Origin of the sequence: Pararoseomonas sp. SCSIO 73927, from assembly GCF_037040815.1 — a bacterium.
GTDB lineage: Bacteria > Pseudomonadota > Alphaproteobacteria > Acetobacterales > Acetobacteraceae > Roseomonas.
In genome coordinates, this window is record NZ_CP146232.1 from 4,099,837 (window position 1) to 4,117,313 (window position 17,477).

At 73.0% G+C, this 17,477-nt stretch carries 13 protein-coding genes and 1 tRNA gene; 9 read left to right on the forward strand and 5 right to left on the reverse strand.

Annotation, left to right across the window (positions count from 1 at the left end):
- Nucleotides 1-47 precede the first annotated feature (47 nt).
- The 3 genes from mrdA (at nucleotide 48) to VQH23_RS19375 (ending at nucleotide 3,257) form a co-directional block, all read left to right on the forward strand.
- Entirely contained in the window at nucleotides 48-1,868 is a 1,821-nt protein-coding gene (gene mrdA, locus VQH23_RS19365; RefSeq protein WP_408904348.1) for a penicillin-binding protein 2, read from the forward strand.
- A gap of 16 nt (nucleotides 1,869-1,884) precedes the next feature.
- Nucleotides 1,885-3,048, forward strand: coding sequence for a rod shape-determining protein RodA (gene rodA / locus VQH23_RS19370; RefSeq protein ID WP_338662362.1), 1,164 nt, complete (start codon nucleotides 1,885-1,887; stop codon nucleotides 3,046-3,048).
- 133 nt (nucleotides 3,049-3,181) lie between these two features.
- Nucleotides 3,182-3,257 (forward strand) — tRNA-Lys (locus VQH23_RS19375).
- 114 nt (nucleotides 3,258-3,371) lie between these two features.
- Here the strand turns inward: VQH23_RS19375 and VQH23_RS19380 are convergent.
- Genes VQH23_RS19380 through VQH23_RS19390 form a run of 3 tightly spaced genes read right to left on the reverse strand, consistent with a single transcriptional unit; the run spans nucleotide 3,372 to nucleotide 7,111 of the window.
- On the reverse strand, nucleotides 3,372-4,076 hold the full coding sequence (locus tag VQH23_RS19380) for a response regulator (protein ID WP_338662363.1): 705 nt from the start codon (nucleotides 4,074-4,076) through the stop codon (nucleotides 3,372-3,374).
- Nucleotides 4,073-6,787, reverse strand: coding sequence for a sensor histidine kinase KdpD (locus tag VQH23_RS19385; protein WP_338662364.1), 2,715 nt, complete (start codon nucleotides 6,785-6,787; stop codon nucleotides 4,073-4,075). The genes VQH23_RS19380 and VQH23_RS19385 overlap by 4 nt, the downstream gene beginning before the upstream one ends.
- Before the next feature lie 48 nt (nucleotides 6,788-6,835).
- On the reverse strand, nucleotides 6,836-7,111 hold the full coding sequence (locus VQH23_RS19390; protein ID WP_338662365.1) for a hypothetical protein: 276 nt from the start codon (nucleotides 7,109-7,111) through the stop codon (nucleotides 6,836-6,838).
- Nucleotides 7,112-7,423: 312 nt separating this feature from the next.
- On the opposite strand from VQH23_RS19390, the gene kdpF reads away from it, so the two are divergent.
- The 5 genes from kdpF (at nucleotide 7,424) to VQH23_RS19410 (ending at nucleotide 13,071) form a co-directional block, all read left to right on the forward strand.
- Nucleotides 7,424-7,510 (forward strand): K(+)-transporting ATPase subunit F, encoded by an 87-nt coding sequence (kdpF, locus tag VQH23_RS26640; RefSeq protein ID WP_209372964.1) that lies wholly within the window; start codon nucleotides 7,424-7,426, stop codon nucleotides 7,508-7,510.
- 16 nt (nucleotides 7,511-7,526) lie between these two features.
- On the forward strand, nucleotides 7,527-9,224 hold the full coding sequence (kdpA, locus tag VQH23_RS19395) for a potassium-transporting ATPase subunit KdpA (RefSeq protein ID WP_338662366.1): 1,698 nt from the start codon (nucleotides 7,527-7,529) through the stop codon (nucleotides 9,222-9,224).
- Nucleotides 9,225-9,232: 8 nt separating this feature from the next.
- A complete protein-coding gene (gene kdpB / locus VQH23_RS19400; RefSeq protein WP_408904230.1) occupies nucleotides 9,233-11,293 on the forward strand; it encodes a potassium-transporting ATPase subunit KdpB in 2,061 nt (686 codons plus the stop codon).
- Nucleotides 11,294-11,296: 3 nt separating this feature from the next.
- Entirely contained in the window at nucleotides 11,297-11,881 is a 585-nt protein-coding gene (kdpC, locus tag VQH23_RS19405) for a potassium-transporting ATPase subunit KdpC (RefSeq protein WP_338662367.1), read from the forward strand.
- Between the two features lie 221 nt (nucleotides 11,882-12,102).
- On the forward strand, nucleotides 12,103-13,071 hold the full coding sequence (locus VQH23_RS19410; protein WP_338662368.1) for a LysR substrate-binding domain-containing protein: 969 nt from the start codon (nucleotides 12,103-12,105) through the stop codon (nucleotides 13,069-13,071).
- Between the two features lie 16 nt (nucleotides 13,072-13,087).
- On the opposite strand, the gene VQH23_RS19415 is transcribed toward VQH23_RS19410, so the two are convergent.
- Both VQH23_RS19415 and VQH23_RS19420 read right to left on the reverse strand, forming a co-directional pair.
- On the reverse strand, nucleotides 13,088-14,566 hold the full coding sequence (locus VQH23_RS19415; RefSeq protein ID WP_338662369.1) for an exopolysaccharide biosynthesis polyprenyl glycosylphosphotransferase: 1,479 nt from the start codon (nucleotides 14,564-14,566) through the stop codon (nucleotides 13,088-13,090).
- A gap of 40 nt (nucleotides 14,567-14,606) precedes the next feature.
- Complete coding sequence (locus tag VQH23_RS19420) at nucleotides 14,607-15,572, reverse strand: hypothetical protein (protein ID WP_338662370.1); 966 nt, start codon at nucleotides 15,570-15,572, stop codon at nucleotides 14,607-14,609.
- 230 nt (nucleotides 15,573-15,802) lie between these two features.
- Here VQH23_RS19420 and VQH23_RS19425 point away from each other — a divergent pair, with 230 nt between their 5' ends.
- On the forward strand, nucleotides 15,803-17,476 hold the full coding sequence (locus VQH23_RS19425; RefSeq protein WP_338662371.1) for a GMC family oxidoreductase: 1,674 nt from the start codon (nucleotides 15,803-15,805) through the stop codon (nucleotides 17,474-17,476).
- The last annotated feature ends 1 nt before the right edge of the window (nucleotide 17,477 follow it).

Sequence of the window (17,477 nt, forward strand, 5' to 3'; positions counted from 1 at the left end):
GGAAGGAGGAGGAGGCGCGGCGGGGCGTCTTCACCCGCCGCGCCCTGATGCTCGGCGGCATCCAGCTCGGGGCGCTGGGCTTCCTGGGATACCGGCTGAACAAGCTGCAGGTGGAGGAGGGGGAGCGCTACGCGACTCTCGCGGAGGAGAACCGCATCTCCGCCCGGCTCGTCGCCCCGCCGCGCGGCCGGGTGCTGGACCGGGAGGGGAAGGTGATCGCGGGCAGCCAGCTGAACTGGCGCGCCCTCATCGTGGCCGAGGACGCGCGCGACGTGCCGGCCGTGCTGGACACCTTCAGCAAGATCGTGCCCCTGACGGACGCGGAGCGCACCCGGATCGAGCGGGAGGTGCGCCGCCGCCGCCGCTTCATCCCGGTGACCCTGCGCGAGTTCCTCTCCTGGGAGGAGATGGCGCGGATCGAGGTGAACGCGCCGGACCTGCCGGGCATCTCGGTCGATGTCGGCACCACCCGGGAATACCCGGAGAAGGAGCACCTGGCCCATATCGTGGGCTACGTCGCCCCCCCGGCCGAGGCGGACATGGGCGAGGACCCGCTGCTGGAGCTGCCGGGCATCCGCGTCGGCCGCGCCGGGATCGAGCGGTTCCACGACAAGACCCTGCGCGGCCGCGCCGGCTCCATCCGGCTGGAGGTGAACGCCGTGGGCCGGGTGATCCGGGAGCTGGACCGGCGCGAGGGCCAGCCCGGCCAGGACGTGGCGATCAGCGTGGATTCGGAGCTGCAGCGCACCGTCCGCGCCCGCTGCGAGGAGGGGACGAGCGCCGTGGTGCTGGACGCCCGCACCGGCGAGGTGCTGGCCATGGCCACCCAGCCCTCCTTCGACCCCAACCTGTTCAACGCCGGCGTCTCCGCCGCCCAGTGGCGGGAGTGGACGAGCAGGCGCCAGACGCCGCTGATCAACAAGTGCACCAACGGCCTCTACGCGCCCGGCTCCACCTTCAAGATGATCGTGGCGCTGGCGGCGCTGGAGGCGAAGGTCTGCACTCCGGGGGACCGTGTGGCCTGCCCGGGTTACTACGACCTGGGCGACACGCGCTTCCATTGCTGGTCCAAGTACGGCCATGGCAGCGTGGACATGCGGGGGGGCATCAAGAACTCCTGCGACTGCTACTTCTACGAGATGGCCAAGCGCACGGGCATCGACCGGATCGCGGCCATGGCGAATCGCTTCGGCCTCGGCGTGGACCTGGAGATTGAGCTACCAGGCGCCCGGCGCGGCCACGTGCCCACCCGCGCCTGGCGGCAGGCCCAGGGCAAGCCCTGGAACCTTGGGGACACGGTGGTGCACGGCATCGGCCAGGGCTTCTACCAGCTCACCCCGCTCTCTCTCGCCACCATGACAGCCCGGCTGGCCACGGGGCGCGCGGTGCAGCCGCACCTGACGCGCAGCATCGGCGGCCGCCCGGTGAAGGGTGTACGGCCGGAGGACTGGCCCTCCCTCGGCATCCCCGAGCGCGACCTGCGCGTGGTGCGGGAGGGGATGTGGGCCGTGGTGAACGAGACCGGCGGCACCGCCAAGGCCGCCGCGCTGCCGGGAGGTATGGGGCAGATGGCCGGCAAGACCGGCAGCACCCAGGTCCGCCGCGTGAGCCGGGAGCAGCGGGAACGCGGCTTCCGGGTGGAAGCCATGCCGCGGGAGTGGCGGCCCCATGCGCTCTTCGTCGCCTACGCGCCCTACGATAACCCGCAATACGTGGTCACGGTCATCGTGGAGCACGGCTCCTCCGGCTCCGGCGCCGCGGCGCCGATCGCGCGCGACATCATGGCCGACACCATCAACCGCTTCCGCCAGCCGGTGAACGCCCCGCCCGCCCGGGTGGCGGAGGCGGCGCCGCCCCGGAACCCGTGAAGGGGACATCCCCGCCATGATGCTGCGCGAACCGGCCGTGTATGAGCGCCGGCTGCTGATGAGGCAGCACAGCTTCGGCATCCTTGAGAAGCTGTGGCAGATCCCCTGGCTCTTCGTCCTGGTCCTCTGCGGGGTGGCGGCGATCGGCTACGTCGCTCTCTACTCCGCCGGCGGTGGCACGCCGGACGCCTATGCCAGCAAGCACGCGCTGCGCTTCGGCTTCGGGCTGGTCATCATGCTGTCCCTCTCCCTGGTCGACATCCGGGTGATCGCCCGCTTCGCCTGGGTGGGCTACGCCGTCGGCGTGGCTCTGCTGGTTCTCGTGCTCGTCCACGGCAATGTGGGGAAGGGGGCGCAGCGGTGGATTGATGTCGGCCCCATCCAGCTCCAGCCCTCCGAGCTGATGAAGATCATGCTTTGCCTCGCCCTGGCCCACTGGTTCCACCGGGCGAGCTGGGAGCGGATGGGCAACCCGCTCTTCCTTATCCCCCCGGCCCTGGCCGTGCTGGTGCCGGTGGCGCTGATCCTGAAGCAGCCGAATCTCGGCACGGCCCTCATCACCTGCATGATCGGGGGCGCGATGTTCTGGGCGGCCGGGGTGCGGTGGTGGAAGTTCGCCATCCTCTTCGCGGGCGTCGGCTTCGCCGCCCCCATCGCCTATGAGCGGCTGCACGACTATCAGAAGGCCCGGATCACGACCTTCATGGACCCGGAGAGCGACCCGCTGGGCGCGGGCTACAACATTATCCAGTCCAAGATTGCGCTGGGCTCCGGCGGCATGTGGGGGAAGGGGTTCCTGCAGGGCACCCAGGGCCACCTGAACTTCCTGCCGGAGAAGCAGACGGACTTCATCTTCACCATGATCGCGGAGGAGTTCGGGCTTGTCGGCGCGCTCGGCACGCTGGGGCTGCTGGCGCTGGTCATCATCTTCGCGCTGCTCACGGCGCTGCGCTGCCGCCACCAGTTCGGGCGGCTGCTGGCCCTCGGGCTGGGGACGAACTTCTTCCTCTACGTCTTCGTGAACATCGCCATGGTGACGGGCAGCATCCCCGTGGGCGGCGTGCCTCTGCCGCTGATCAGCCATGGCGGCTCCGCCGTGCTGACGGTGATGCTGGGCTTCGGGCTGCTTGGCAGCGCCTATGTCCACCGCGATGTGGAGTTCGCCGCGGCACGAGACTAGGCAGCGCCTTCGTCCCGGAGGGGCAACAACCGGTCTCGCCGGTGCGAAAGGGGTTGACCTCCTCGCCCGATCCGGTAGAAGGCGCCTCCCGGACGGCGGCGCCCAGCGCTTCCCTCCGGGACGACGATGCGATGGGCGCATAGCTCAGTTGGTAGAGCAGCTGACTCTTAATCAGCGGGTCCTAGGTTCGAGCCCTAGTGCGCCCACCATCGCATCTTACCTCTCTTTCGACGTCGGCGCAGTTTTCGGGCAGTTGCTCGATGCCTGCTCTCGCGCTTGGTCTAGCACGGCGAGGGCCTCGGAAAGCGTTCCCGGCCCAGCCCCTACTCCGCCGATCCCAGCCTATAGCCCACGCCCGGCTCCGTCCGGATCAGCCCCGCCGCCTCGCCAAGCTTCTGGCGGAGGTGCCCGATATAGACGCGCAGGTACTGCGCATCCTCCGCGTGCCCCGGCCCCCAAACGGCGAGAAGAAGCTGGCGCTGCGTCACCACCCGGCCGGCCCCCGCACGCGCCAGGGCGGCCAGCAGGGCCCACTCGCGCGGCGTCAGCCGCAGGTGCGCGTCGTTCAGCCTCGCCATGCGGCCGGCCAGGTCCACCTCCAGCGGCCCCACCCGGATCACCGCCTCCGTCGCGCCCCCGCCGCGCGCCGCGGCCCGGCGCAGCGCGGCCCGGAGCCGCGCCAGCAGCTCTCCCAGCGCGAAGGGCTTCTCCACGTAGTCGTCCGCCCCGGCATCCAGGGCGGCCACCTTGCCCTCCTCCCTGTCCCGGGCGGAGAGGACGATGATCGGCGCCTCCGTGAAGCCGCGCAGCCGGGGGATCACCGCCTGCCCGTCCAGGTCGGGCAGGCCGAGGTCGAGCAGGATGGCTGCGGGGGCGAAGGAGGCGGCCAGGCGCAGCCCCTCCGCCGCATTCTCCGCCCGCAACGGCTCATAGCCCGAGGCGGCGAGGGCGGGGCCGAGGAAGCGGTGGATCTGCGCCTCGTCATCCACCACCAGCACGCGCGGCCGGGAGAGGTCCGCGCCGCTCACGCCCCGCCTCCCCCGATCGGGAAGCGCAGCGACATGCGCGTGCCCCTGCCGCCCCCCACCGGACTCTCGGCCGCGATCTCTCCCCCCATGGCGCGCGTCAGGCCGCGGGCGATGGCGAGCCCCAGCCCGGTGCCGGCGGCAATGCGGTCCGTGCGGCTGGCGCGGAAGAAGGGGTCGAAGATCCGCACCAGGTCCTCCCGCGGGATCCCCGGCCCGTCATCCTCTACCTGCACCAGCACATTCGCCCCCTCGCGCCGCGCGGCGATCGTGACACGGCCCCCCGGGCCCGAGAACTTCATCGCGTTGTCCAGCAGATTGGCCAGCACCTGATCGAGCAGCACCGGGTCGAGCGACGGGGTGGGCAGCCAGGCGCCGAGCCGCCGCTCCAGCGGGCGCCCGGCCGCGTGCTCCGCGCGCTCCGCCGCGGCCTCGATGGCGGCGGGCAGGTCCACCGGCTCGCGCCGCAGGGGCACCGCGCCGGTCTCCACCCGCACCATGTCCAGGACGTTGGCGGCAAAGCGCCCGAGCCGCGCCGTCTCCTCCTCGGCGGCCAGGATCAGGTCGGCCCGCGCCTCCGGCGAGAGCGCGTCGCCCATGGTCCGCAGCGTCTCCAGCGATCCGCGGATGCCCGTCAGCGGCGTGCGGAGGTCGTGGCCGAGGGAGGTGAGCAGCGTCGTCCGCAGCGCGTCCGCCTCCGCCCGCGCGGCGCCGCGCGCGCGCTCCTCCATCAACTCGGCCCGCTCCAGCGCGACGGCGGCCTGGTCCAGCAGCGCGTCCAGTGCCCGGGCGCGCTCCGCGTCCAGCGGTTCGGCCCGCTCCGCGAAGCGCAGGCCAACGAGGCCGGCCACGCCCGCCCCGGTGGTCAGGGGCTGGAACTGCCAGGGCACCGCCGGCAGCGTGTCCGTGCCCCATCCCGCCGCGCCGCCGCGGGCGAAGGCCCAGCGCGCGGCGGCCATGGAAGCGTCGTCCGGCCCCGCCTCGGCGGGCGCGGCCGCGCGCACGACGAGGTCGGCCTCGTGGGTGGAAAGAGAGGCCTCCAGCCCCAGCCCCGGCAGGTCCACGCCCGTGACGGGCATCAGCACGCAGCAGGGGCAGCCCGCCACCCGCTCCGCCTCCGCCGCGATGAGGGTGAGGAGGTCGCCGCGGCTCATCGGCGCGCCCAGGCGGCGGCTGAACTCCACCAGCCGGCGCAGCCCGAAGACCCGCGCCCGCGCCGCCCGCACGGAGTGCCCGAGCCGCCCCGCCGTGCCGGCCATCAGCAGCGCGACGAGGCTGAAGACGACCGCCCCCACCACCTCCTGCGGGCCGCTGATGGTGAGGGTGTAGCGCGGCGGGATGAAGAGGAAGTTCCAGGCCAGGAAGGAGAGCACGGCCGCCGCCACGCCGTGCGCGGGGCCGAAGGCGACGGCGGAGGCGACGGTGGCCGCAAGGTACACCATGCCCAGCGCGCCCTCCGCCACGATCCCGTCCAGCCCGAAGCCGATCCCGGTGGCCGCCAGCACCAGCAGCGGCACGGAGGCGCGTGCGAGCCAGGGCGGAACGGAGCGGGGCGGGGGAGGGGAGGGGCGCCGCCCCGTGCCAACGGGATCGGGCACGAGGTGCAGGGCGAAGTCCGTCGCCCGCCGCAGCAGCGTGGAGGAAAGGGTGCGGCCGGTCAGCCGCCGCCAGAGGGAGGGGCGCCCGCGGCCGAGCACGAGATGGGTGACGTTCCGCTCCGCCGCCGCGGCGAGGATGGCGCGGGGTACGTCGGTGTCCACCACCGTCTCCGTCTCCGCCCCCAGCGTCTCGGCGAAGCGCAGCGCAGTGCCTGGATCGCCCCCCGCCGCGCCCGGCCGTTCCACGTGCAGCGCCACGAGGGGCGCGCGCAGCGTGGCGGCGATGCGCTGCGCATGGCGCACCACGTTCTCCGCGGCGGGATCGCCCCCCACCAGCACCATCACGCGGTCGCCGGTCGGCCAGGGGCCGGAGATGGCGTTGGCGCGCATGTAGCCGGTGACGTCCGCGTCCACCCGCTCCGCCGTGCGGCGCAGCGCCATTTCCCGCAGCGCGGCGAGGTTGCCCTCGCGGAAGAAGCCGCGGAGGGCGCGCTCCGCCTGGTCCGCGCGATACACCTTGCCCTGGCGCAGCCGCTCCAGCAGCTCGGCGGGCGGGATGTCGATCAGCTCCACCGCGTCGGCGCCCGCCAGCACACCGTCCGGCACCGTCTCCGCCACGCGCACGCCGGTGATGCGCGCAACGGCGTCGGACAGGCTCTCCAGGTGCTGCACGTTCATCGCCGTCCAGACCTCGATCCCGGCGGCGCGCAGCTCCTCCACGTCCTGCCAGCGCTTGGGGTGGCGGCTGCCCGGCGCGTTGGTATGCGGCAGCTCGTCCAGCACGAGGATCGCCGGCCGGCGGGCCAGCGCCCCGTCCAGGTCGAACTCCTCCAGCGCCTGGCCGCGGTAGTCCAGCCGGGCGCGGGGCAGCACCTCCAGCCCCGCGAGCTGCGCGGCCGTCTCCGCGCGCCCGTGCGTCTCGGCCAGGCCCACCACCACATCCGTGCCGCCCAGCGCGCGGCGGCGCGCCTCCGTCAGCATCTCGAAGGTCTTGCCCACGCCCGGGGCGGCACCGAGGAACACCTTCAGCCGGCCTCGCCCCTCCCGCCGCGCCGCATCGAGCAGGGCGTCGGGATCCGGGCGGGGCGGCTCGGCAGGTCGTGTGGAGGACGGCATGGACCCGGTCAGGCAGTAGGAGGGAGCGGGGGAGCGGTCCCCCTCTCCCTAGGATTTCGCATGGCCGGCGAGGAAGCCCAAGACGAGCGCGACGGCGGCAATCACCACCGCCCCGGCCAGCCACAGCATGGCGTGGGCCGGATTGGCCGTGGCCGGGCTGCGTAGGCCCATGGCGAGCGATCCGAAGAGGCCCCAGAGCAGCAGGGCCAGGAAGGCGCAGAGCCCGGTGCGGCCGGGCGGGATGCGCCTGGCGAAGGTGAGGCTTCCGCCCGGGCCGAGGGATGAGCGGTGCAGCCCCGGCAGAGGCGCGATGGCGGCCGACATGCTCCCACTCCCCGAGGCGCGAACCCGCGGGAGTCTGGCGAAGGGCACGTAAAGGCGCGATGCCGGGAACGGGCGCCCGGCATAAAGGCCGCGTAAAAACGAGAGGTTACCTCCGGGCTTTACGCGCTTTTTACGGGGCTGCCCGCCTTCCCGAATGGTGTTTTTACGCCCGCGGGACTGAATCCCTGTGCAGTCGCCGGCCCGTGCCGGCAGGGAACCGCCATGCTCGACATCCTCCTCCTCGCGCTCGGCCTCGGGGCCTTCGCGCTCCTCGCGGCCTATGCCGCCGCCTGCGAACGGGTCTGACGCGCCGTGCTCGACCTCATCCTCGGCGGTGCCGTCTCCGCCGGCCTCCTGGCCTATCTCCTGTGGGCGCTGCTGCGCCCCGAGAGCCTGTGATCCGGATCTCTGACCCATGACCATCCTCGGCTGGGCGCAGATCGCGCTCGTCCTCGCGCTCACCGTGGCGGCCGCCGTACCGCTCGGGCGCTACATCGCCGCCGTCGCCGACGGCCGCGTCACCTGGCTGCGGCCGGTGGAAGCCCTGTTCTACCGCGCCGGCGGGGTTGATCCCGGGCGCGGGCAGGACTGGCGCGGCTACGTCCTCGCCATGCTCGCCGCCAATGCCGCCGGCTTCGTGCTGCTCTTCGCGATCCTGCGCCTGCAGGGCGTGCTGCCGCTGAACCCGGCGGGCGTTTCCGGCATGTCCTCCTGGCTCGCCTTCAACACGGCCGTCAGCTTCGTCACCAACACGAACTGGCAGGCCTATTCGGGCGAGGTCGCGGCCTCCTACCTGTCCCAGATGGCCGGGCTGGCGGTGCAGAACTTCCTCTCGGCCGCGACCGGCATGGCCCTTGCCCTCGCCGTCTCACGCGCCTTCGCGCGCGGTGGGGTGCGGGAGCTCGGGAACTTCTGGGCGGACCTCACCCGCGTCACGCTCTATGTCCTTCTGCCGCTGGCGGTGGTGCTGGGCCTCGTCTTCGTCGCGCTCGGCATGCCGCAGACCTTCGCGGGCTACGTCACCGCCACCACGCTGGAGGGGGCGGAGCAGACGGTCCCGCTCGGCCCGGCCGCTTTCCAGATCGCCATCAAGCACCTCGGCACCAATGGCGGCGGCTTCTTCGGCGTGAACTCGCTCCACCCCTTCGAGGGGCCGGACGCGATCGCGACCGCGCTGCAGATCATGGCGCAGGCCGTGATCCCCTTCGCGCTCTGCCTCGCCTTCGGGCGCATCGTCGGCGACATCCGCCAGGGCCGCGCGCTGCTGGCGGTGATGCTCGGCTTCGTCGTGGCCGCCACCGCCGCCATCTACGCCGCCGAGGCCGCGGGCAACCCGTTGATGACGGCCATGGGCGTCGATCCGGCGCTCGGCAACATGGAGGGCAAGGACCTCCGCTTCGGCCTGCCGCTCGTCGCGCTCTTCACTGCCACCACCACGGGCGCCTCCTGCGGCGCGGTGAACGCGATGCTGGACAGCTTCACGCCGCTGGGCGGGATGGTCCCCCTGTTTCTCATCCAGCTCGGCGAGGTGCTGCCGGGCGGCGTGGGATCGGGCCTCTACGGCATGCTCGTCTTCGCCCTGCTGGCGGTGTTCGTCGCCGGGCTGATGGTGGGGCGCACGCCGGAATACCTGGGCAAGAAGGTGCAGGCGCGGGAGATCAAGCTGGCCATGCTGGCGGTGCTGATCCTGCCCACCGCGATCCTCGGCTTCACCGCCGTCTCGGTCGTGCTGCCACTGGCCGCCTCCTCCATCCAGGATGCCGGGCCGCACGGGCTGACGGAAATGCTCTACGCCTACACCTCCGCGGCGGGGAACAACGGCTCGGCCTTCGGCGGCCTGACCTCCGACACGCCCTGGCTGAACACCACCCTCGGCATCGCCATGCTGCTCGGGCGCTTCGCCTTCGTGGTGCCCGTCATGGCCATCGCTGGCTCCCTCGCCGCCAAGGCCAAGGCGCCGGAGGGCTCGGGCACCTTCCCCACCCACGGTCCGCTCTTCGCCGGGCTGCTGGCGGGCGTGATCCTCATCCTCGGCGGGCTGCAGTTCCTGCCCTCCCTCACCCTCGGGCCGATCGCGGAGCACTTCACGATGCTCGCCGGCAAGTCCTTCTGAGGCACACCATGCTCGACACCACCACCGGCCCCGGCGCGCCCACCCGCGCCCGCGCCCCGATGCTCGACCCGGCGCTGCTGCCGCGGGCGGTCGGGGATGCCTTCCGCAAGCTGAACCCGGCGACGCTGCTCCGGAATCCCGTGATCTTCGTCACGGAAATCGTCTCCGTCCTCGTCACCGTCCTGGCCGCCAGCGCCGCCGGTCGCGGGGAGCCCTGGGGCTTCCAGGCCGGGATCGCCCTCTGGCTCTGGTTCACCGTCCTCTTCGCCACCTTCGCGGAGGCGGTGGCGGAGGGGCGCGGCCGGGCGCGGGCGGAAAGCCTGCGCCGCGCGCGCACGGACACGCAGGCCAAGCTGCTGATCCGCGCCGAGGACCGATCCCTCTGGCAGCCGCGCGGCGCGACGGAGCTGCATATCGGCGACCTCGTGCTGGTGGAGCCCGGCGACCTCATCCCCTCCGACGGCGAGGTGGTGCAGGGCATCGCCAGCGTGAACGAGGCGGCGGTGACGGGCGAGAGCGCGCCCGTGATCCGCGAGAGCGGCGGCGACCGCAGCGCCGTCACGGGCGGCACGCTCGTCGTCTCGGACTGGATCGTGGTGCGGATTACCGCCGCGCCAGGCTCCACCTTCCTGGACCGCATGATCTCCCTCGTGGAGGGTGCCGCGCGGCAGAAGACGCCGAACGAGATCGCCCTGGACATCCTGCTGGCGGGGATGACGATCATCTTCCTCATCGCCGTCGCCAGCGTCGTGGGCCTGGCGAGCTGGAACGGCACACCGCCTTCCGTGCCCGTGCTCGCGGCGCTGCTCGTCACGCTGATCCCCACCACCATCGGCGGGCTGCTCTCGGCCATCGGCATCGCCGGCATGGACCGGCTGGTGCGCTTCAACGTGATGGCCACCTCCGGCCGCGCGGTGGAGGCGGCGGGTGACGTGGACGTGCTGCTGCTGGACAAGACCGGCACCATCACCCTCGGCAACCGCCAGGCCGCCGCCTTCGTGCCGGTGCCGGGCGTGGCGGAGCGCGACCTTGCTGAGGCCGCCGTGCTCTCCTCGCTGGCGGATGAGACGCCGGAGGGCCGCTCCATCCTCGCCTTCGCGCGGGACCGGCACGGCATCACCCCGCCGGCGCTTCCCGCGGACGCCACCGTGGTGCCCTTCACCGCGCAGACCCGCATCTCCGGCCTGGACATGGGCGGCGTGGGCTACCGCAAGGGTGCGGCAGAGGCGCTGATCCGCAGCTCGGGCGGCGAGGCCCCGGCCGCGCTGCGCGAGGCGGTGGACCGCATCGCCCGCGTGGGCGGCACGCCGCTGGTGGTCGCGAAGGATGGCCGGATCCTCGGTGCGATCGAGCTGAAGGACATCGTCAAGCCCGGCATCCGCGACCGCTTCGCGGCGCTGCGCAAGATGGGCATCCGCACCGTGATGGTGACGGGCGACAACCGCCTGACCGCTGCCGCGATCGCGACCGAGGCCGGGGTGGACGACTTCATCGCGGAGGCGACCCCGCAGGACAAGCTGCAGTACATCCGGGACGCCCAGGCGGAAGGCCGCCTTGTCGCCATGGCCGGCGACGGCACGAACGACGCGCCGGCGCTCGCCCAGGCCGATGTCGGCGTGGCCATGCAGACCGGCACCCAGGCCGCGCGCGAGGCCGGGAACATGGTGGACCTGGACAGCGACCCCACGAAGCTCATCGAGGTGGTGGAGATCGGCAAGCAGCTCCTCATCACCCGCGGGGCGCTGACCACCTTCTCCATCGCCAACGACGTGGCGAAGTACTTCGCCATCCTGCCCGCCATCTTCGTGCTGCAGTACCCGGAGCTGCAGGCGCTGAACGTGATGCGCCTGGCCAGTCCCGAGAGCGCCATCCTCTCCGCCGTAATCTTCAACGCGCTGATCATCGTGGCCCTGGTCCCGCTGGCGCTGCGCGGCGTGCGCTACACGCCCGTGGGCGCGGCGGCGCTGCTGCGGCGGAACCTGCTGATCTACGGGCTGGGCGGCATCGTCGCGCCCTTCATCGGCATCAAGGTCATCGACGTCATCCTCCAGCTCCTCGGGATTGCCTGAGCCATGTCCATCCTTCGTCCCGCCGCCACGGTCGTCCTCGGCTTCACCCTTCTCCTCGGCCTCGCCGTCCCGGCGGCGATGACCACGGTCGCCGGCGCGTTGATGCCGCATCAGGCTAGCGGCTCCCTCGTCGAGCGCGACGGGCGCGTGGTCGGCTCCGCGCTCATCGGCCAGAACTTCACGGCGGACCGCTACTTCCACCCGCGCCCCTCGGCCACCAGCGCGGCCGACCCGCAGGACAGCAGCAAGACCGTCGATTCGCCCTACAACGCCGCTGCCAGCGCCGCCTCCCAGCGCGGGCCGACGAGCGGCGCGCTGCTGGACGCGGTGCGGGAGCGGGTGGCGGAGGCCGGGCCGGCGCCTGTGCCGGCCGATGCCGTCACTGCCTCCGGCTCCGGCCTCGACCCCGACATCAGCCCGGAGAACGCGGCCCGCCAGGTCGCGCGGGTGGCGCGGGCGCGGGGCATGCCGGAGGACCGGCTGCGCGCGCTGGTGGCCGCCAACACCGAAGGGCCCGCGCTGGGCCTCCTGGGCGTGCCGCGCGTGAACGTCCTGCGGCTCAACATGGCGCTCGACGAGGCGCGCTGATCCGTGCCGCCGGGCGGGGAGGGATCCTCGCCCGGCCTTCCCCGGCCGGTCCGGACCGCTCCGCTTGCCCCCGGCCGCGGCCCGGTGGAAAAGGAAGGCATGGACGGGGTGCGCGGTGCGGGCGGCAGGGCTGCCCGCCGGGAAGTCGAGGTCATGACCTCTTGTGGCCCGTCCCGGGCCGCGGCCCGCCGCCGTCCGCCGGCAGCGCGGGACGCCATGCGATGAACCTGGCCGGGCTGAGCTTCCGCGACATCGAGTACCTCGTCGCCGTCGCCGACCACCTGCATTTCGGCAAGGCCGCCACCGCCTGCGCCGTCAGCCAGCCCACTCTCTCCGCCCAGGTCCGCAAGCTCGAGGACTACCTGGGCATCCAGGTCTTCGAGCGGGCCAGCCGCAGCGTCATGGTCACCGACCGCGGCGCCGAGGTGCTGGCCCAGTGCCGCGCCGTCCTGGCCGAGGGGCGCCGGCTTCTGGAAATGGCCCAGTCCCGGACCGAGCCGCTGGGCGGGCAGTTCCGGCTGGGCGTCATCTCCACCCTGGCCCCCTACGTGGCCCCCATCATCCTGACGCCCTTGCGGGAACGCTTCCCGAAGCTCCGGCTGCACCTGGTGGACGGGACGGCGGGCGGGCTGGTCCGCGCGCTGGAGGCAGGGGAGCTGGACGCGATGCTCGCCTCCTCGCCCGTCCGGGGGATTGAGCTGTCCGAGCTGCCGGTCTTCCACGAGAGCTTTGTCCTCGCCGTCCCGCGCGACCACCGCCTCGCGGTGATCGAGCGCGTGACGCTGGAGGACGTGCCCCCGGGCGAGCTGATCCTGCTCAGCGACGGCCACTGCCTGCGGGAGCAGACGGTCGCCCTGTTTCCCGCCGGGGCGCGCGCGGCGGGGGGCGGCGGCGCCATGCAGGCCACGAGCCTGGAGACGCTGCGGCAGATGATCGGGGCGGGAATCGGCCTCTCCTTCCTGCCGCAGCTCGCCGTGCAAGTGGGCACGCTGCTGGACGACATGGTGGCCTACCGCCTGATCCGCGCGCCCACCCTGCCCGGGCGCGACATCTCCCTCTTCCACCGCCCGAGCTTCGGCCGGATCCGCGAGGTGCGTCTGCTGCGGGACGTGATCCGCGACGCACTGGCCGGGCTTGGCACCATCCGGGTCCACGGCCACCCGGGAACGCGATCGCTCGGGGCCGGCTAGCCCCGCGGGAGCCGCCTCAGAACACGTTCCGCCCGGCGAGCCCGACCAGCAGCGTGCGGAGCATGATCTTCAGGTCCATCCAGAGGGACCAGTGCGTCATGTAGTGCAGGTCCATCTCAATGCTGCGCCGCGCGTTCTCCGGCGAGCGCAGGGCGTAGCTGCGCATCCCGTGCGCCTGGGCGTAGCCCGTCAGCCCCGGCTTGATCCGGTGCCGTTCCGCGTACTGGTTCACGAGGTCCGAGAAGCGCTCGTTCCCGACGAGCATGTTCGCCACGTAGGGCCGCGGGCCGACGATGGACATCTCGCCCTTCAGCACGTTCAGCAGCTGCGGCAGCTCGTCGATGCTCAGCCGCCGCAGCACGCTCCCCACCCGGGTCACGCGCGGGTCCGAGGGGCCCGTCGTGCCGGTCGTGGCGTCGTCGTGCGGGTTCACCTTCATCGTGCGGAACTTGTAGATGGAGAAGGGCCGCCGGCCGAAGCCGGGCCGCCGCTGCCGGAACAGGATCGGCCCCGGTCCCTCGAGCCGGATGGCGACCGCGGCCAGCAGCATGAGCGGGCTGAGCACGATGAGGGCGACGGAGGCCACCACGTAGTCCTCCATGACCTTCAGCAGCCCCTGGGTACCCTTGAAGGGCCGGCTCAGCACCTGCAGGGACCGCAGCCGTCCCAGGGGCATGATGGCGGCGAAGCTCGGGCTCGTCTCCGGCCGCTCGAAGGGGATCACCACGTCGGCCGCGATCCAGCTCACGGCCTCCATCAGGCCGATCGCCTCGGAGACCTGGGGCAGCGCCAGGACGACGATGTCGATCGTGTGCGCGGTGGCGTACTCGCCGAGCGCGGCCAGGTCGCCCCGCACGGGCATTCCGGCCACCTCCTCCGTCCGCGGCTCGTCCTCCAGGCGGTAGATGCCGCGGATCTCGTAGGCTGCCGGGTCCTCCCGCAGCGCCCGCACCGCCGCCTCCGCCACCGGCCCCGTCCCGACCACGACCACCCTTCGCCGCAGCAGCCTCCGCCGCGCCGCCACCCCGATCAGCCAGCGCTGCAGCAGCCGCCCCAGCATCAGCAGGGCGAGGAGCAGCAGGTGCCAGCCCAGCAGCCACTGCGCCTGCCACAGGGCCGAGGGCAGGAAGGTCCAGAGCAGGACAAGGGAGACGAGGAGGGCGGGCGCGAGGCCGGCGAGCAGGAAGAGGAAGGCGGCGAGGGGATCCGCGTAGCGCTCCACGCGGTAGCCGCCGAGCCGCTCGTGGACGGAGACGTAGACCAGCAGCTCCGCAAGCGAGATCACCGCCATCTGCGGCAGCTGAAGGCCGCTCTCCAGCAACGCCACCGGCGGGTTGGCCAGGATGGCGGCCGCGATCAGGAACAGGACGAGGTCCGAGACGCCGACGAGCCGATTGATCATGCCCTGCGTCCAGCGGACGAAGGAGGGGGTCGAACCGCCCTCCGTCGCCGGCGCGGGCGGCTCCACCCCGACGGGCCCGGGAAGGTCCCTCATGGTTCCGGCCACTCCATCGGCGCGCCCAGGGCCCTCGCGCCTACCAATAGCATCCCCTCTCGATGCTCCCGGCCGCGGGCGGCGCCTCCTCGCCGCTCGGCCGGACCCAGGCCGGGGTCATGGCGGCCTGGAAGAACGGCTCCTTGTCCCAGCGGCGCCCGCGAATGCCGAACAGGACCTGCGTGGGACCGCCCATGTGGAAGCCGATCCGGCCCATCCGCCTGGCATGGGCCGCGAGCAGGATGGAGATCCCCCCGGCGCCGACGAGCAGCACGTCGTAGGGCTCGGCCTCCACCGCCTCCGTCACCCGCGCCAGCCGCGCCTCCCAGTCCGGCTCCTCCGGCGGGGACAGGCCGGGGGAGTGGGGCATCAGCACCGTCCGCAGGCTGAACTCCGGCAGCACGTCCCGGCCCGGCCAGATCTCCGCCCGCCGGGCGTACTGCCGCTCCACCGTGCGGGCGAAGGGGGAGACAACCGTCACCCGGCGCCCGGCGAGGTGGCGCGACCAGGGGTCGTCGAAATACCAGGGATCCAGCGCCCGCAGTGAGATCAGCCGGGCGCGGGTGGCGTGGTGCAGCAGCACCTCCGGCTCCCCCGGATAGCCCATCACCCCCATGATATCGAGCTGAGACGCCGCCTCGACCAGGGCGGCGCAGAAGCGGTCGATCGAGGCATCGTCCACGGGGAAGAGGCCGACATTGAGGAAGAGCTGGTCCCGCAGCCGCCGGGGATAGCTCTCCCCGCGCTGCCGCGGGCCGAGGTAGAAGCCCGCCGCCTCTCCCTCGAGCCCACCCACCTTGCCCACGCCCAGCGGCCCGCCGCGCTCCATCGCGGCCGCCAACAGGGTCTGCCCGGCGGCGTCGGTGCGGGCCATGCGGTCCGAGAGGAGCCAGCGGATCCGCGCGTCGCGCACGCGCTGCCGCACCCAGTCGTAGCCGGGATGCAGCAGGTCCCAGAGCGCCGGGTGCTCCCGGACGAACTGGGCAAGGGCACGTCGGGCTTCCATGGCCGGGGCGTATCCCAGTATCAAAAAGATTGACAGTGCCGCTCTCGCGGTATTGCCCAACCGCGATGCCCGGGATGTCGTTCCCCCGAGGATCGGGGATGGCGGGTTAAGGCTTTCGGAAGGGCTCCGGCCCACCATGCCGGGGTGTGCGGGCGGGTCAGCGGTGGAGGCGAGTTCATGCATGCGGGCCTAGCGACCCCCGGAGGGCCCGGCTGCCGGGCCCGGCCCCTTTGATCCTGGACGCCGAGGCGCTGGAGAACGGCGCGGCGCTGGAGGCCGACCTGTGCATCCTCGGCGGTGGCGCGGCCGGCATCACCCTGGCCCTGCAGTTCCTGCGCGGACCCTGGCGGGTGATCCTGGTCGAGTCGGGCCGGCGCGCCGCCCACCCCGGGAGCCAGGCCCTCTACGAGGGGGAGGTCGCGGACCCGGCGCTGCACTCGCCCGTCCACACCTACCGCGCCCGGCGCTTCGGGGGCTCCACCACGCTCTGGGGCGGGCGCTGCGTGCCGCTGGACCCGGTGGACTTCCGGGCGCGCCCCTGGGTGCCGCATTCCGGCTGGCCCTTCGGCGGAGAGGAACTGGCGCCCTGGTACCCGGCCGCCAACGCGCTCTGCGAGGCCGGGGAGTTCGACTACGCGGCCGCGACTGCCATCCCCGGCGGGATGCGGCCGATGATCGCGGGCTTCGCCCCCCAGGACTTCTCCGAGGCCGGGATCGAGCGCTTCTCCACCCCCACCGACTTCGCCGGGCGCTACGGCCACCGTCTGGCCGCCAGCGAGTCCGTGCGCGTGCTGCTGGGCGCCAACTGCACGGGGGTGGAGACGGCGCCGGAGGGCGACCGCGTGACCGCGCTGCGCCTCCGCACCCTTTCCGGGCGGGAGGCCACGGTCCGGGCGGCGCGGGTGGTGGTCGCGCTGGGCGGGCTGGAGACGCCGCGCCTTCTGCTCGCCTCCCGCGGGCCGGGGGCGGAGGCCGGGCTGGGCAACGGGCGCGGCCTCGTGGGCCGCTACTACATGTGCCACATCGCCGGCACCTCCGGCCGGCTGCGCCTCGCCGTGCCGCGGGACTACGTGAACGCCGGCTACGAGGTGGCGGAGGACGGCACCTACATCCGCCGCCGCCTGCACCTGACGGAGGCGGCCCAGGAGCGGGAAGGGGTGGCGAATGCCGTGCTTCGCCTGCACTTCCCGCGCATCCCCGACCCGTCCCACGGCAGCGGCGTGCTCTCCGGCCTTTACCTCGCCCGGCACCTGCTTCCTTATGAGTACCGAAAGCGCCTGGAGACGCCGGGGGAGCGGCCCTCCGTGCTGCGCCACCTGCGGAACGTGGCGGCCGATCCGTTCAGCGCCACCGGCTTCGCCTGGACGATGCTGCGGAAGCGCCGCCTGGCCGCGCGGAAGTTCCCCTCCGTCATCGTGCGGCCGCCGGGCAACGTCTTCTCCCTCGACTTCCACGGGGAGCAGGAGCCGAACCCGGAGAGCCGCGTGACCCTCTCGGACGCCACGGACGCGCTCGGCATGCCGCGGCTGCGGGTGGACTGGCGGGCGACGGCGGGGGACATCCGCACGGCGCAGGTCGCCTACCGGCTGCTGGCCGAGGATCTCGCGCGCTGGGGGCGCGGCACCCTCCTGCACGACCCGGAGGAGGTGGCGGCGGACATGCTGCGGGACGGCGCCTATGGCGGCCACCACATCGGCACGGCCCGGATAGGCTTCACCCCGGCGACGGGCGTGGTGGACGCGGAGTGCCGGGTCCACGGCATCGCCAACCTGTGGGTCGCCGGCAGCGCCGTCTTCCCCACCTCCGGCCAGGCGAACCCGACCCTGACCGTGGTGGCGCTCGCCCTGCGGCTAGCCGCGCGGCTGAAGCGGGATATGGAGCCCGGCCCGGTCGCGGCGGGGTAGG